The sequence below is a fragment of the Acinetobacter sp. genome, assembly GCF_036666595.1.
In the GTDB taxonomy this organism is placed as follows: Bacteria; Pseudomonadota; Gammaproteobacteria; order Pseudomonadales; family Moraxellaceae; genus Acinetobacter.
On sequence record NZ_JAVWVO010000003.1, the window covers coordinates 167649 to 183261 of the forward strand.

The following is a 15613-nucleotide window of genomic DNA, read 5'->3' on the forward strand; positions in this document are numbered from 1 at the left end:
TTCTTGATAACTGTGACGAAGATCATGACCATTAAACGCGCTTTAATCTCTGTTTCCGATAAAACTGGCATTGTTGAGTTCGCTCAAAACCTTGTTGCTCTAGGGGTAGAAATTTTATCTACTGGCGGTACATATAAGTTGTTAAAAGACAACAATATCGCTGTAGTCGAAGTTTCAGAGCATACTGGTTTCCCAGAAATGATGGATGGTCGTGTAAAAACGCTACACCCGAAAATTCATGGTGGTATCTTAGCTCGTCGCGGTCTAGACGAAGCTGTGATGGCTGAACACAACATCGATGCGATCGATCTTGTCGTTGTAAACCTTTATCCATTTGCTGCAACAGTCGCTAAACCAAACTGCTCACTTGCTGATGCGATTGAAAATATCGACATCGGCGGCCCAACTATGGTGCGTGCTGCTGCGAAAAACCATGCATCTGTCGGTATTGTGGTAAATGCTACAGACTATGACACTGTTGTTGCTGAACTAAAAACAAATGGTGCTTTGTCCTACGAAACTCGTTTTGACTTAGCCGTTAAAGCATTTGAACATACAGCACAATATGACGGCATGATTGCTTCTTACCTAGGCGCTCGCGTAGGCAAGGAAGATGGTCAAGCAGACAAGTTTGCACGTACCTTCAATACACAGTTAAATAAAGCTCAAGACTTGCGTTATGGTGAAAACCCGCATCAGTCAGCAGCATTCTATGTAGAAAGCACAGCAACTGAAGCCTCTGTTTCAACAGCGAAACAACTTCAAGGTAAAGAACTTTCTTATAACAACATTGCAGATACTGATGCAGCACTTGAATGTGTGAAATCATTTGCAAAACCTGCTTGTGTCATCGTTAAACACGCAAACCCATGTGGCGTTGCGGTGTCTTTAGATGGTATTCAAGCGGCATATGATTTAGCTTATGCAACAGATCCTGAATCAGCTTTTGGCGGCATCATTGCATTCAACCGTGAATTAGACGTTGCAACTGCACAAGCAATTGTTGACCGTCAGTTTGTGGAAGTGATTATTGCACCAAGCATTGCTGAAGGCGTACTTGAAATCACGGGTGCGAAGAAAAATGTTCGTGTTCTCGTTTGCGGTGAATTACCTGTACTTGATGAGCGCGCACCACAATTGGACTATAAACGCGTCAATGGTGGTTTATTGGTTCAAGACCAAGACTTAGGCATGATCACGAAAGATGATCTAAAAGTCGTGACGAAACGCGCACCTACAGATGCTGAAATTGATGACTTAATTTTTGCATGGAAAGTTGCGAAATACGTGAAATCAAATGCCATTGTTTATGCTAAAGGTCGTCAAACCATTGGTGTAGGCGCAGGTCAAATGAGCCGTGTTAACTCAGCGCGTATTGCTGCGATTAAAGCGGAACATGCCGGCCTAGTAGTTGAAGGTGCTGTCATGGCGTCTGATGCATTCTTCCCATTCCGCGATGGTATTGATAATGCAGCGAAAGCAGGCATTAAATGTATTATCCAGCCGGGCGGTTCTATGCGTGATGAAGAAACCATTGCTGCTGCAGATGAGGCAGGTATTGCGATGGTCTTCACGGGCATGCGTCACTTCCGTCACTAAGTGATAGATGCAGACCGTAATGACAAAGTCATACATGTGGTTTAAAACAGATTTCTAAATCTTACATAAAGTCCTCTCCTTTTTAGGCTGAGGACTTTATGTCATTTCGATTCATGGAGTATGAACCGATGAACATTTTAGTTTTGGGTAATGGCGGTCGTGAACATGCGTTGGCATGGAAAATCGCGCAAGATGAAAAAGTTGCAAAAGTTTTTGTTGCACCAGGCAACGCAGGAACTGCGACAGAAAACAAATGTGAAAATGTTGCACTCAACATTTTAGACAATGCTGCAATTATCGACTTTGCAAAAAACAATGCAGTAGATTTGATTATTGTGGGTCCAGAAGCACCGCTGGTAAATGGTGTAGTGGATGCTTGCCGCGCGGCAGAGCTTCAAATTTGGGGCCCAACTCAATTTGCTGCCCAACTAGAAGGCTCGAAAGCTTTTGCTAAGCACTTCTTAAAACGCCACAACATTCCTACCGCGTTCTACGATGTATTTACTGAAGTCGATGCAGCGAAAGCTTTTGTTGAAAAAAATGGCGCGCCAATCGTGATCAAGGCTGATGGTCTTGCTGCGGGTAAAGGCGTGATTGTAGCCATGACCAATCAAGAAGCTTTTGATGCAATTGATGACATGTTGGCAGGCAACAAGTTTGGCGATGCTGGTTCACGTGTTGTGATTGAACAGTTCCTTGCGGGTGAAGAAGCGTCTTTCATTTGTATGATTGATGGCGACAACATTTTACCAATGGCAACTTCGCAAGATCATAAACGCATTTTTGAAGGCGACCAAGGTCCAAACACGGGCGGTATGGGCGCATACTCACCTGCTCCAGTGGTTACAGCTGAAGTATTTGAGCGTGCAATGACTGAAGTTATGCGTCCAACTGTGGAAGGCATGAAAAAAGATGGTCATGTTTACACAGGCTTCTTATATGCAGGCCTCATGATTGATGAACAAGGTCAACCTCGTGTAATCGAATTTAACTGTCGTTTTGGTGACCCTGAAACTCAGCCGATTATGATGCGTTTAAAATCATCATTGGTTGATCTGGTTGAAGCTGGTATTGCAGGTAATCTTCCAGCAGAAGCTGAATGGGATGAACGCAAATCAATTGGTATTGTTCTTGCAGCAGAAGGCTACCCAGAAACTGTTCGTCAAGGTGACGTAATCTCTGGTCTTGGTCAATCTCCTGAAAACACAAAAATCTTCCATGCGGGCACAACAATGAGAGCCGACGGTCACATCTTGACTGCAGGTGGCCGTGTTTTATGTGTCACAGCTCTTGGTGATACCGTACTTGAAGCGCAAGTCAATGCTTTAGAAGTTTGTGGTCAAGTTACATTTACGGGTATGCAATATCGTACAGACATTGGTTATCGTGCTATTGCGCGTGAAAATGCTTAAAAACATTCATACTTTAAAAACCCGCTAAATGCGGGTTTTTTTATTGCAAACCGCTGCGAAGCTTTTTTAAATATATCCTTATGAATATAAATTAATTTCTAAAGATAGAGCTATATTCATCCTGTACTCTGAGACATACTTTTTGCACTTTATACTCATTATATCTATTTTTTGTATTTAGTTTAGATAAAATCTTATAAAGCACAAAATTTATGCAAATTATTATTTTTAAATAGATTAATTAAAAATAATATATTGTTTTCATTATAAAATTAAAAACAATACGCAAACTACTAATCTTTAAATAAGATAAGTATTGAACTTTTATGCTCTATATCGAATATTACTTTGTTGATATGATGTGCAAAATTTAACGATTGAGCAGAGATGTTTCTAGTGAGTTGAAAAAGTTAATCTTTTCCAAAGTGAAAGCACATATTCGACTGATATCGAATTGCACGCTTTCAAAACTCACATTACAGTCATATGCAACAAATCAGAAATGCCTGATTTAAAATCAATTGATCTCTCTATTGTTCAGCTAAGTTAAGCCTCGTTTAGATGCTTACTCGGGAAGAAAAAATGAAAAAAATTCTAGGAATTGCGCTGGGTTTATCTGTTGCTTTAACTGGTTGTAGCAAACCTGAAGCACCTGCAACAGATGCGGCTAAAACGGATACAGCGGCAACTGAACAAACAGTAACTATCGCATCGACTGGTTCTGATGCTGATATTTGGCGCCACATTGCAACTTTGCCAGAAACTAAAGCAGCTGGCTTAAAGTTAGACATTAAAAACTTCACTGACTATGTTGCAATGAACACCGCTGTTGCAAACAATGAAGTCGATGTCAACGCATTCCAATCTTATGCTTACCTTGTGGCATACAACGAAGCGAACACAGCGAAGATTGCTCCACTTTCAACCACATATCTAGAGCCAATGGGCATCTATTCAAGCAAAGTAAAAACACTGGTTGAATTTAAAAATGGTGCAACGATTGCGATTCCAAATGATGGTGCGAACGAATCACGTGCATTGTTATTATTACAATCTGCGGGTCTAGTGAAGTTAAAAAATGACTTTGACTTCGTGAAAGGCACATCTAAAGACATCGTTGAAAACAACAAAGCTCTCGTTATCAAGCCTATTCAAATGGCAACGGCTGTACGTGTGAAAGACGAGGTTGATGCCATTGTTTTGGGTAATACCCTTGCAATGGAAGGTGGTCTAAACGTATTGAAAGATGCGATTTACTATGAGCCTATCGATCAAACCACAAAAATGAACGTAAACGTTCTTGCTGTAGCTGAAGCGCGTCAAAATGACCCTGTACTGAAAAAAGTCGGTGAGCTTTACCATGTCGCTGCAGTCGGCAAATATGTTCAAGAACATTTTGGCGGCACAAAAATTGATGTGAACAAGCCAGTAAGCTACCTTACTCAAGCTAAATAGTAATATAATCAAATCAACGAAACAGGCAAAGTCTCTTTGCCTGTTTTTTCATTTTTGTGTAGTTTTTGACGATATGATTCAATTTAAAAACATTTCAAAGCACTATCAGCTGAAAGGCCAAACCATTCCTGCACTGGACCAAATCAATTTGGACATTCCAGAAGGCAGTATTTTTGGCGTTATTGGCTATAGTGGTGCAGGTAAAAGTACCCTCATTCGTTTGATCAATTTACTTGAACGCCCAACCGAAGGCCAAGTGATTATCAATCAAAAAGACTTTACTGCATTAGATGCAAAAGCATTACGTCAAGAACGTGCAAATATTGGCATGATTTTCCAGCATTTTAATTTACTGCAAACCAAAACCGTTGCAGCCAATATTGAAATGCCCATGAAACTTTTGGGTTATAGCAAAGCTGAACGTGAAAAGCGTTTGAATGAGCTACTTGAGTTTATTGATCTCAAACACAAAAAAGAAGCTTATCCAGACGAGCTCTCGGGTGGTCAAAAACAGCGTGTCGGTATTGCACGTGCACTTGCCAACCATCCTAAAATATTACTTTGTGACGAAGCGACTTCTGCACTAGACCCACAAACTACCAAGTCGGTCTTGGACTTGCTCAAAAAAATCAATCAAGAGCAAGGTATTACCATCGTCATGGTGACACATGAAATGGATGTGATTCAAAGCATCTGCTCACATGTGGCCGTGATGGAACTCGGCAAAGTGGTTGAAACTGGGAAAACGGTGGACTTATTTAGTCGCCCACAACATGCAACAACACAGAATTTTATTCAAACGATTTTGCATCAACAGTTACCTATTAAGCTTCTGAATAACCTCGAACATAAGCATCATCATAGTATTTACCGCTTACAATTTCTTGGTAACTCTGCACACGAAACCGTAATTCAAAACTTAATTAAACAGTTTGATATTAGTCTCAATATCCTGTTTGCCAACATGATTGAAATTGATGGCCATGTGATTGGGCAAATGTTTGTTCAGCTCTTGGGCGATGAAAGCCTGATCGCTGAAGCGGTTGCGTTTTTAAAACAACATGGTGTGGCTGTTGAACAATCAGGAGAGCTGGCATGAGAGATTTAATTGTCCAGTGGTTAACTCAAATCACAGCACCTTTTTGGAAAAGCTCTTTATCGATTGATCAGTTTATTACTGCTTTGCAAGAAACATTTCATATGGTGTTTTTTGCAATGCTGTTCGGCTGTATTTGGGGCTTTATTCAGGCCATCATTTTATTGGTCACACGTCCTGATGGTATTTTGCCCAACAAAGCGATTTATCACAGCCTGAACCCGATTGTGAATGCTCTACGCTCTCTGCCCTTTATTATTTTGCTGATTGCGGTTTTACCTTTGACCAAACTCATCGTCGGCACATCGATTGGCACGTGGGCTGCGATTGTTCCGCTCACCATTTATGTTGGACCATACATTGGTCGTTTGGTGGAAACTTCATTACTTGAAGTGAATGAGGGGATTATCGAATCTGCACAAGCAATGGGTGCAACGCCACTACAAATCATCTTCAAATTTATTCTGCCTGAAGCACGCAGTTCATTGATTTTAAACTTAACCACAGCCACGATTAGCTTAATTGGTGCAACCGCGATGGCCGGGGCCGTGGGTGCAGGCGGTATTGGTGACCTTGCTATATCTTATGGTTATCAACGTTTTGACACTAGTGTCGTGATACTCACAGTGATTGTGCTGTTGATCATGGTGCAAATTGTACAATCCGTTGGCGATTGGCTGTCTAAACTACGCTAACAAAATTAAGCTCTCAATATTGGGAGCTTTTTTTCAGGTCTCAATTTTATATAATCTGGCAAACAAAACTTTTAAAAGCTATAACGATGAAAATAACAACTCTATTGATCAGTCTAAGTCTTTTGCCGATGCTCAGCCATGCAGCTTCAAATCCCTATAACTACGTCACCAGTGTGAAAGTGAATCAGGTTGAACTCAATGCACCTGTGACAGCACATCAAGTCAGTCAATTACTCGCTCCTCCGAATGGAAAAGCCAGCAAACAATATGCCGAATGTACAGGCAACTATGAATACAGTATTACAAGTGCCCAACCCAAAACCCTAAAATTTGAGATTTTTAGCGAAGATAATCCCAAGATTCAGGCTGAAAAATTCTATAAAGACAAAGCGAATTTCAAACAACTCGGTCAAACCAAAGGCCGTGTTTGGCTTGACTGGAAAAGCACTCAAGCGATGAGCGAAAACATACGCGTGCAAAATATTCAGATCACACCGAATTATACTTTACAGCAGTTTAAACAAGACTTTAAATACAGTGCACAAGGTATGGCAGCATCAGGTCAAGCCCAAGTTTTGCTCTTGCAGCCAAATGAAATCAAAGCATTTCTGAAAGAACCGCAAGACTTTGCCCCACCCTACACGGCTTATCTCAACTTTGGTTTTAAAAATGGCCGTTTAAGCAGCTTTGCCATTCAGCAAGCAATGGCCTGTTAAAAGCTTTTTATACCAAGAAACAATGCGACAGACATTGTCTTTTCTAAGTCGTTTTGAACTTACTGACAATAAAATAAACAGTCCAAACACTGTGTGCTATTAAATTTTGCCAATTCATTTGAATCGCACTCAGAATCGCAACAGAGCATGTTAAACTATTCAGCGGTTTTTGCAGGGACTCACTTATGCACTTTGTACATCTTGGTATTCATACAGAATTTTCAATCACAGAATCAATTGTACGTATACCTGATTTAGTCAAAGCTGCTAAGGCAGAAGGTATGCCAGCCCTTGCCATTACTGACTTATCTAACTTACACGCTGCTGTAAAATTTTATGGTAAATGCTTAGATAATGGCATCAAACCGATTATGGGTTCAGAAGTTCGCTTGAATGATGCTGAACATCGCGTGACTTTATTAGCAATGAGCAATGTTGGCTGGCGTAATCTAACCGAACTGGTTTCAGAAGGTTTTATCCGTGGTCAACAGCTTGATATTCCTTGCGTTGCAAAAGACTGGATTTTAGAACAAAACCATGACCTGATTGCGCTACTTGGCATGCGATCTGATGTCGGCAAAATGCTCTGTACATCGAATCCACAAAAAGCCGAACCTTTACTCGAAGAATGGATTGCAAAATTTGGCAATCGTGTTTATTTGGCTTTATGTCGAACAGAGCGCTCAGGTGAAGATGACTTCAATTATGAAGCCTTAAAACTGGCTAAAAAATATAATATTGGTGTAGTTGCACACAACGATGTGCACTTCATGAAAGAAATCGACTTTGAGGCACACGAAGCTCGGGTCTGTATTGCCGATGGTTATGTATTAGGGGATAACCGCCGACCAAAAAATTACTCTCCAGAGCAATATTTTAAATCTGGCCAACAAATGGCGGAATTATTTGCAGACATTCCATCTGCAATTGAAAATACTTATCAGATTGCCAAACGTTGTAACGTCACGCTGCAATTAGGTAAATATTTCCTGCCTGACTACCCTATTCCTGAAGGCCATACCATCGACACCTACTTTGCACATTTATCCAAAGTAGGTTTAGAAGAGCGTTTAGACTTTTTATATCCACCTGAAACGCGTGATGAATACTGGCCTGAAAAACGTAAAGAATATGATGATCGTTTAGAGTATGAAATCGGGACCATTCTTAAAATGGGTTTCCCAGGTTACTTCTTGATTGTCATGGACTTCATCCAATGGTCCAAAGGTAATGGCGTTCCGGTTGGTCCAGGCCGTGGTTCAGGTGCAGGTTCACTTGTTGCCTACAGCTTAAAAATTACGGATCTCGATCCTCTCCCATACGGACTACTTTTCGAACGCTTCTTAAACCCAGAACGTGTTTCAATGCCCGATTTCGACGTCGATTTCTGTATTGCTGGTCGTGATCGTGTGATTGACTATGTAGCGCGTACATACGGACGCGATGCAGTATCACAAATTGCCACTTTCGGTACCATGGCAGCCAAAGGTGCCATTCGTGACGTGGCACGTGTCTTGGGTAAATCCTATGGTTTGGCAGACCGAATCTCAAAAATGATTCCGACCAAACCTTTAGGTTTAAGTCTCGAAGAGTCGATTGAAGCAGAGCCACAACTTAAAGACATTGTCACCAACCCATCCAACCCTGACAATGACGATGCGGCTGAAATTTGGGAAATGGCATTAAAGCTCGAAGGCATTACCCGTAACACAGGTAAACACGCAGGTGGCGTGGTCATTTCCCCAACTAAAATTACCGACTTTTCTGCCGTCTTATGTGACGCAGATGGTACAGGCCGTGTTGCGCAATACGATAAAGACGATGTTGAATCTGCTGGTCTAGTGAAGTTCGACTTCTTGGGTCTGCGTAACTTAACGGTCATTGAAGATGCCGTCAAGAATATCAATAGGCGCATTCAGCTCGATGTGCCTTTAGACATTGCTTTCATTCCGCTTGACGACAAAGATGCATACCTTATCTTTGCCAATGCCAACACCACAGCAGTATTCCAGTTTGAATCCGTGGGCATGAAAAAAATGCTCAAGGAAGCACGTCCAAGCAAATTTGAAGAAATTATCGCCTTCGTATCTCTTTACCGTCCGGGTCCGATGGACCTGATTCCAGACTTTATCCACCGTATGCATGGTGGCGAGTTTGAATATCTCCATCCCCTACTTGAAGGTGTACTTGAACCGACTTACGGCATTATGGTTTACCAAGAACAGGTAATGCAGGCAGCACAGTATTGTGCGGGCTATAGCTTGGGTGGTGCGGACTTACTTCGTCGTGCGATGGGTAAGAAAAAGCCCGAAGAAATGGTCAAACAGCGCCAAATTTTCACGGAAGGTGCAGCGAAGAAAGATATTGATGAAGCCACTGCCAACCATATCTTTGACTATATGGAAAAGTTCGCAGGTTATGGCTTTAACAAATCGCATGCTGCAGCTTATGCCTTAGTGGCCTATCAAACGGCATGGCTCAAAGCGCATTATCCAGCTGAATTCTTAGCAGCAGTGATGTCATCAGAAATGCAAAACACCGATAACGTGGTGTTCTTGATTGATGACTGTCGACACAATGATATAGAAGTCCTGCCACCTTCGGTCAATATGTCTATCTATCAATTCCATGCTTCGGACGACAAAACGATCGTTTATGGACTTGGTGCAATTAAAGGCGTCGGCGAAGCAGCGATGCAGTCGGTCATTGACTCGCGTATTCAAGATGGGCCGTATCGTGACTTATTTGATTTCTGCCATCGTATTGATCTGAAAAAAATCAATAAACGGACTTTAGAAGCATTGATTCGCTCAGGTGCTTTAGACTGTCTCGGTATTGAACGCTCAAGCCTAATGGCGCAGCTTCCTGAAGCGGTACAAGCGGCGGATCAAGCTCGATCAAACCGTGAAACAGGCATCATGGACTTGTTTGGGGAGGTTGAAGAAGTACAACGTAAACCTGCCAAACCTGTTAAGCCATGGTCAGATGAAGTCCGTCTCAAAGGTGAAAAAGACACCCTAGGGTTGTATTTAACAGGTCACCCGATCGATGTCTATCGCACTGAGTTGAAAGCGTTTATTCCGAACAAAATTAATGAACTTACCCCAACCCGTCGCGGTGTCACTACCGTTTTTGCTGGTCTTGTGGTTGATGTAGCCAACTTCCCGAACCGAATGATGGTGACCTTAGATGATGGTACCTCACGGATTGAAGTCTCTGCGAATCATGAACGCTTTATGCGTTTTAAAGACATCATTCAAAATGAAAAAGTGGTGGTGATTGAGGGTGAAATTTACGAGCGTGAAGGTTTTGACCGCCCAATGGGGCGCTTAACCAAAGCATTTACGCTGAATGAAATTCGTCAAAAACGGGCCAACTGTATTCAAATTCGTCTCGACCCAACACACAGCACAAAAACACTAAGCCAAGATTTAAAAAATATTCTTGCACCCTTTTGTAATGTCGATATGTGTAATCACATCCCGCTGCAATTGCTGTTGGACTACCCGTATGCCACGGCTGAATTACACTTAGGGATTAATTGGAAAGTGGCACCGCAGGATGAACTGCTTTCTAAACTCCGTGACTATTTTGGTAAAGAAAATCTTCATGTGGAATATCAAGTCAAATCCAAAGCAGCCAAAGCGGTGAGCTATGAAGAAGCCAAACCGATAGATGTACCACCGCCACCTGCGGATATGAGCATGGATGATGCCATGGACTTATATCAAGCTGAAGTCGGTCAGTTCTCTTAATTATTTAAATTTTAAAGATTCATTGGAAAAATCATGAGCCAATTTGACAATGCCGCTGTTTCAGCGCATCTCTCCCATGTGCGTATTGTCATGGTCAATACTACACTCCCTGCGAACATTGGTAGCGCACTGCGTGCTATGAAAACGATGGGACTCTCAAAACTGGTTTTGGTTTCGCCAAAAACCTATCCGCATCCCAATATTGATGCTTTGGCTGCAGGTGCAACGGATTTAATCGAGCAGATTGAAATCGTTGAAACCCTTGCCGATGCCATCAAAGACTGCCATTTAGTGTTTGGTACGAGTGCACGTAGTCGTACCATTCCTTGGCCTTTGCTAGACGCACGCCCTGCGGCTGAAAAATCAATTTCAGCAGTGGTGAATGATCAGCAAGACGTTGCTGTTGTATTTGGCCGTGAAGACCGTGGACTGACCAACGAAGAACTGGCCATGGCCAACTACCATGTCACCATTCCTGTAAATACAGACTATGGTGTACTGAATGTGGCTCAAGCGATTCAAGTGATTTGTTATGAAATGCGTATGGCCACACTGGCTGCTGTGGAAAGCGGTGAAGATGAAGCTGCAACCATGCCTGTAACAGATACTGAATCTATGCAGTGGGATGAGCCTTTGGTCACCCATGAGCAAATGGAACAGTTCTACCCGCACATTGAAAAAATGTTGGCCGAGATTGAATTTTTAGATCCAAAAAATCCTCGATTACTGCCTTTACGCTTGCGTCGTCTTTTTGGACGTATACAATTAGATCGTATGGAATATCATTTACTTCGTGGTATTTTTAGTCGTGTACAAGCTTTAAATAACGGCACATGGAAAAAGTCAAATACGGATCAAACAGAGGATCAATCTAATGCTTAAACAGCTCAAAGAAGATATACAAGCTGTATTCGCGCGCGATCCTGCGGCACGAAACACTTTAGAAGTTCTAACCACATATCCAGGCATTCATGCCTTGATCATGCACCGTATGGCGCATGAGTTATGGAAAAAAGAATGTAAAGGCTCAGCACGTTTATTGTCTTCTTTTAGCCGTTTTGCAACAGGTATTGAAATTCACCCAGGTGCTAAAATTGGTCGTCGTTTTTTTATTGACCATGGTATGGGCGTCGTGATTGGTGAAACCGCTGAAATTGGTGATGATGTGACCCTATATCACGGTGTCACTTTAGGTGGAACCACATGGAATAAAGGCAAACGTCACCCGACACTAGAAGACGGTGTAGTGGTTGGTGCTGGTGCTAAAATTTTAGGCCCTTTTACTGTCGGTAAAAATGCGAAAGTCGGCTCAAATGCAGTCGTCACCAAAGCTGTTCCAGCCGACACCACAGCAGTTGGTAACCCTGCACGCTTTATTTCTAAAGATAAACCGAAAGATGAAGCAGAAACACGTCGTCGCGATTATGCAGAAAGTATTGGTTTCCAACCTTATGCTGCAACGCAAGACCAGTCTGATCCAATTCTTGAAGGTATGCGTGTTCTACTTGACCGTATTCAGCTGAATGAGAAAAGGATGAATACCCTATGCCAACGTTTGTCTTTGCTTGATCCAACCTTTAAAAAGCAACAACAAAATGAACAACCCTTTAGTGCTGAAGAATTGAAAATTTTGGAAGATGTACGCCGCGAATGTGAAGCTCAAAGCCTGCCATCCAATGACTAAACATGAAAAGTGTTAGTTTTTGAAAACCTGCCTATAGCAAACCTTGCATGTTCATCAGAGTTTTTTTAGACTGACGGACATGCCTTTTATACCACTTCTTAAAATAATGAATGGATGAACCTTATGATGCTTAAACCCTTAGCGGTTGCTGTTCTTGCTGTCTCGTTTTTAACAGCGTGTAGCTCAAACCCAACGAAGAACAATAGCGATACCATCGTTTTTACAGAGCCTGAATTAACTGCACCATTTTATGCACTCAATCCATTTAATTATGATGCGCCACCTCCATTTGAAATTAACTTAAAAAAAGCAGCGGCTCAACCCGTGACCAAAATGGAAGTGACTCGCTCTGACGACCCATCTAAAAAGCTGGTTTTAGACACTAATAAACTGATTATCCCAACCGTAAACAGCAAAGATCGTCAGTTGAAGTTTGCCGTACTGGCGGGCGACAATGAAGTCGACATTACTGAAATTGATGACTTCTTACAGTTAGTTGAAGGCAAAGCACGTCACTACCCACCGCGCTTTACAGAACGCCAAGAACGTAAAGGTTTTGAGTTAAAACTAAAAGAAGTGACACAACAGCTCGATACGTTAGCGTCGAAAGACAATGCTTCTTTTGATGTACTGGTTCGTGCTTTCAAAGCCAGCGTTATGGCACGTAATTTAGACCTCGGTTCAGTCTATACCACCAAGTCTTTGGCTTATGCACAGCGTATTTTAAAAATTAATAAAGAAGACCCTGAAGCAAACTTCTGGTTCGGTTTTGCCTTGTCTGAAGGTGGTGGTCAACGCGAAGCGATGCCATACCTCGATAAAGCAATGAAATCTGGTGTTCAAGAAGCCTATTTAGTGACCGCAAATAACTATATCGCGATGGAACAAAAGAAAAATGCGGTGCAGACTTTGAAAAACTACAAGCTGAAATATCCACAAGAAGCTGAAGTTGCGGATCGCTTGATTAATGAAATAGAAAAACAAGGCCGTTGGAATGTTTGGCAAGTTCTAAATACTGCAAAATAATTCCATCGCTTATGATGTAAATAAAAATAGACCGAATTTTCGGTCTATTTTTATTTTAGGCGAATTGATAAATCCGAGAATTATCGTATGATTTAAAAAATTCAAAAGAATAAACGGTAGTCGACGCTTTCTATGCCTAAATACATCCGTAGCACCTTGATGATGACCACTCTCGTTTCGTTTTTGAGTGGTTGCCAAGTGGTCAGTGTGAAAAATCAATCACTGAACGTCACGATTACCAATGAGCGTGAGAGTATTTTAACGCGGGATAAGCTCAGTGAAGCGAGTCTAAACGTGCTGTCTATGACAGGTCGAGAAGCCAAAATCTGTTCAGAGCAACCTGAAGAATGTGTCAGCGAACTCAAACAAATTCCACAAATTCAAGATGAACAACTGCTCTCTACTGCCAGCGAGCTATATCTCGCTAAAGCACTTTCATTAGAAAAATCATCTGCCTGTAAAGTCAGTATTTTAGCCAAGACACAGTCTGAAGAAAAACAGGCGCTACAAAAACAAAACTACCAAAGCTGCCTAGATCAACAACTCGGCATGCTAGATAAAAGCATTCGCTATAGTTATGCCTACATGTTTAACACCAAACGTGGCCCGCAAGACCGTATTTTTGATAACCGACAAGTCCAACTGCGTGACTTTTATAACCAAGCTATCGCTAAACTTGTAAATAGTTATGGCTTACGCCATGGACCAGCAGAAGTTGGTAATCAAATAAAAGTGGGACAAAGTATTTACCGCATAAATTATGATAACTACCCACTTTTAAAAAACCGTCAAGTTGAACAACTGATGTCAACTTACAATATGAACTTTTCAGGCCTGCGCTCTATCACACGTCGCGATGGTTTTGGTTCAGAGTTTCTGATTGTCCTCCCACCCGAGCACAACGACACCTCACCCGAAAAAGCCAAATATATTGTCGATCCACTGCATTATCAGTATACCAATGGTCGTAATCCCAACATTCACAATGCCCGTTATTTGGCGGCAACCATTACCGCACAGCCACGCTCTGCATCCAGTATCGATGAGATCTTAAACAACCCTGAGTTTGAAATCTCAGCTTATGATCCCTATAAGTTTGAATCTGCGAAAATTGCAGGCAAAAGCTATCCTCTTGCTGCAAACTTTTCTGCACCTTATGGCTTATGGTTAGCACAGAACAACTTAGGCAAAGCCGCGTATCTATCACTGATTGATCGTGACGCACGTCTCACCATGCCGCACCTATACATGCTTGAGCCTTACAATCCAAATAAAAAAGTGGTGGTACTCGTCCACGGACTAGCCAGCAGTCCAGAGGCATGGGTTCGTCTGACGAATGATGTCATGGGTGATCCCGTACTACGTGAGCACTATCAAGTCTGGCAAGTGTTCTACTCGACCAATATGCCAATTTTAGAAAGCCGTTTTCAAATCTATGCAATCATTCAACAAAGTTTTAATTTGGTCGACAGCAAAGCGCCTGCCAAAAAGGATGCCGTGCTAGTGGGTCATAGTATGGGCGGTATTATTGCGCGGCTTTTGGTGAGCGATGCTGACTTAACCCCTGCTGCAATGAAACTGCTACCCAATCGACGTGCACAACAATTTAAAAATGACCCTCTGTTTAAATCACGCCTCGACATTCAACCGATTCCAAACTTTAGTCGGGCCATTTTCTTGGCAGCGCCACATCGTGGGACAGAGTTTGCTGACCGCTGGTTTACCCTTGCGGCACGTAAAGTCATTCGTCTACCGGGTGCGTTTTTGGGGGCACTGACCGATGTCATACAAAGTAGTGACCCTGACCTACAAGAGTTTATTAAAGATGTCGATAATGGGCTTATTCAAAATGGGCCCAGTGATCTCAGCAAAAACTCTAACTTTACTCGGTTAACTAAAAACGTCGTTCCATACAAAGGCATTAAATTCCACAGCATCATGGGTAATGCGACCAAAAGTGATGACCTCAATATCATTACAGACGATGTTGTGCCTTATACTAGTGCGCATCTGGATGGTGCATTGTCTGAAAAGATTATTAAAGGTGGACATTCTATTCAAGAAACGCCTGAAGCCGTTCTTGAGTTACGTCGTATCCTACGGTTGCACCTGACTGAACTCGGTCTATATAAGCCTTAAATCTTAAAAAGCCTAAACAGATGTTTAGGCTTTTTT

General features: G+C 42.1%; 11 protein-coding genes. All 11 read left to right on the forward strand.

The features are described 5' to 3' along the window. Window positions 1-24 precede the first annotated feature (24 nt). The 11 genes from purH (at window position 25) to RR876_RS06060 (ending at window position 15577) form a co-directional block, all read left to right on the forward strand. Window positions 25-1599 (forward strand): bifunctional phosphoribosylaminoimidazolecarboxamide formyltransferase/IMP cyclohydrolase, encoded by a 1575-nt coding sequence (purH, locus tag RR876_RS06010; RefSeq protein ID WP_332476819.1) that lies wholly within the window; start codon window positions 25-27, stop codon window positions 1597-1599. A gap of 128 nt (window positions 1600-1727) precedes the next feature. Next, window positions 1728-3011, forward strand: coding sequence for a phosphoribosylamine--glycine ligase (gene purD, locus RR876_RS06015; protein WP_332476820.1), 1284 nt, complete (start codon window positions 1728-1730; stop codon window positions 3009-3011). A 582-nt stretch (window positions 3012-3593) separates the two neighbouring features. Next, entirely contained in the window at window positions 3594-4466 is an 873-nt protein-coding gene (locus tag RR876_RS06020) for a MetQ/NlpA family ABC transporter substrate-binding protein (protein ID WP_332476821.1), read from the forward strand. 73 nt (window positions 4467-4539) lie between these two features. Beyond that, window positions 4540-5565 (forward strand): methionine ABC transporter ATP-binding protein, encoded by a 1026-nt coding sequence (locus tag RR876_RS06025; RefSeq protein ID WP_332476822.1) that lies wholly within the window; start codon window positions 4540-4542, stop codon window positions 5563-5565. Continuing rightward, on the forward strand, window positions 5562-6257 hold the full coding sequence (locus RR876_RS06030; protein WP_004696373.1) for a methionine ABC transporter permease: 696 nt from the start codon (window positions 5562-5564) through the stop codon (window positions 6255-6257). Before RR876_RS06025 ends, RR876_RS06030 begins: the two co-directional genes overlap by 4 nt. An 86-nt stretch (window positions 6258-6343) precedes the next feature. Beyond that, entirely contained in the window at window positions 6344-6973 is a 630-nt protein-coding gene (locus RR876_RS06035) for a hypothetical protein (RefSeq protein ID WP_332476823.1), read from the forward strand. Between the two features lie 185 nt (window positions 6974-7158). Further along, the gene (gene dnaE / locus RR876_RS06040; protein ID WP_332476824.1) at window positions 7159-10728 is read left to right on the forward strand and encodes a DNA polymerase III subunit alpha; all 3570 of its coding nucleotides are present in this window, start codon (window positions 7159-7161) and stop codon (window positions 10726-10728) included. Between the two features lie 33 nt (window positions 10729-10761). Beyond that, window positions 10762-11610, forward strand: a complete 849-nt coding sequence (locus RR876_RS06045) for an RNA methyltransferase (RefSeq protein ID WP_332476825.1) — start codon at window positions 10762-10764, stop codon at window positions 11608-11610. After that, on the forward strand, window positions 11603-12412 hold the full coding sequence (gene cysE, locus RR876_RS06050; protein ID WP_004696365.1) for a serine O-acetyltransferase: 810 nt from the start codon (window positions 11603-11605) through the stop codon (window positions 12410-12412). The genes RR876_RS06045 and cysE overlap by 8 nt, the downstream gene beginning before the upstream one ends. Before the next feature lie 123 nt (window positions 12413-12535). Further along, window positions 12536-13438 carry a hypothetical protein gene (locus RR876_RS06055; RefSeq protein ID WP_332476826.1) on the forward strand — a complete coding sequence of 301 codons (903 nt, stop codon included), beginning with the start codon at window positions 12536-12538 and terminating at the stop codon, window positions 13436-13438. 132 nt (window positions 13439-13570) lie between these two features. Next, entirely contained in the window at window positions 13571-15577 is a 2007-nt protein-coding gene (locus RR876_RS06060) for an alpha/beta hydrolase (RefSeq protein ID WP_332476827.1), read from the forward strand. Window positions 15578-15613 lie beyond the last annotated feature (36 nt).

Excerpts from the sequence above, each read along its gene's own strand:
- purH (WP_332476819.1), top strand. The coding sequence starts at position 25 with ATGACCATTAAACGCGCTTTAATCTCTGTTTCCGATAAAACTGGCATT.
- purD (WP_332476820.1), top strand. The coding sequence starts at position 1,728 with ATGAACATTTTAGTTTTGGGTAATGGCGGTCGTGAACATGCGTTGGCA.
- RR876_RS06020 (WP_332476821.1), top strand. The coding sequence starts at position 3,594 with ATGAAAAAAATTCTAGGAATTGCGCTGGGTTTATCTGTTGCTTTAACT.
- RR876_RS06025 (WP_332476822.1), top strand. The coding sequence starts at position 4,540 with ATGATTCAATTTAAAAACATTTCAAAGCACTATCAGCTGAAAGGCCAA.
- RR876_RS06030 (WP_004696373.1), top strand. The coding sequence starts at position 5,562 with ATGAGAGATTTAATTGTCCAGTGGTTAACTCAAATCACAGCACCTTTT.
- RR876_RS06035 (WP_332476823.1), top strand. The coding sequence starts at position 6,344 with ATGAAAATAACAACTCTATTGATCAGTCTAAGTCTTTTGCCGATGCTC.
- dnaE (WP_332476824.1), top strand. The coding sequence starts at position 7,159 with ATGCACTTTGTACATCTTGGTATTCATACAGAATTTTCAATCACAGAA.
- RR876_RS06045 (WP_332476825.1), top strand. The coding sequence starts at position 10,762 with ATGAGCCAATTTGACAATGCCGCTGTTTCAGCGCATCTCTCCCATGTG.
- cysE (WP_004696365.1), top strand. The coding sequence starts at position 11,603 with ATGCTTAAACAGCTCAAAGAAGATATACAAGCTGTATTCGCGCGCGAT.
- RR876_RS06055 (WP_332476826.1), top strand. The coding sequence starts at position 12,536 with ATGATGCTTAAACCCTTAGCGGTTGCTGTTCTTGCTGTCTCGTTTTTA.
- RR876_RS06060 (WP_332476827.1), top strand. The coding sequence starts at position 13,571 with ATGCCTAAATACATCCGTAGCACCTTGATGATGACCACTCTCGTTTCG.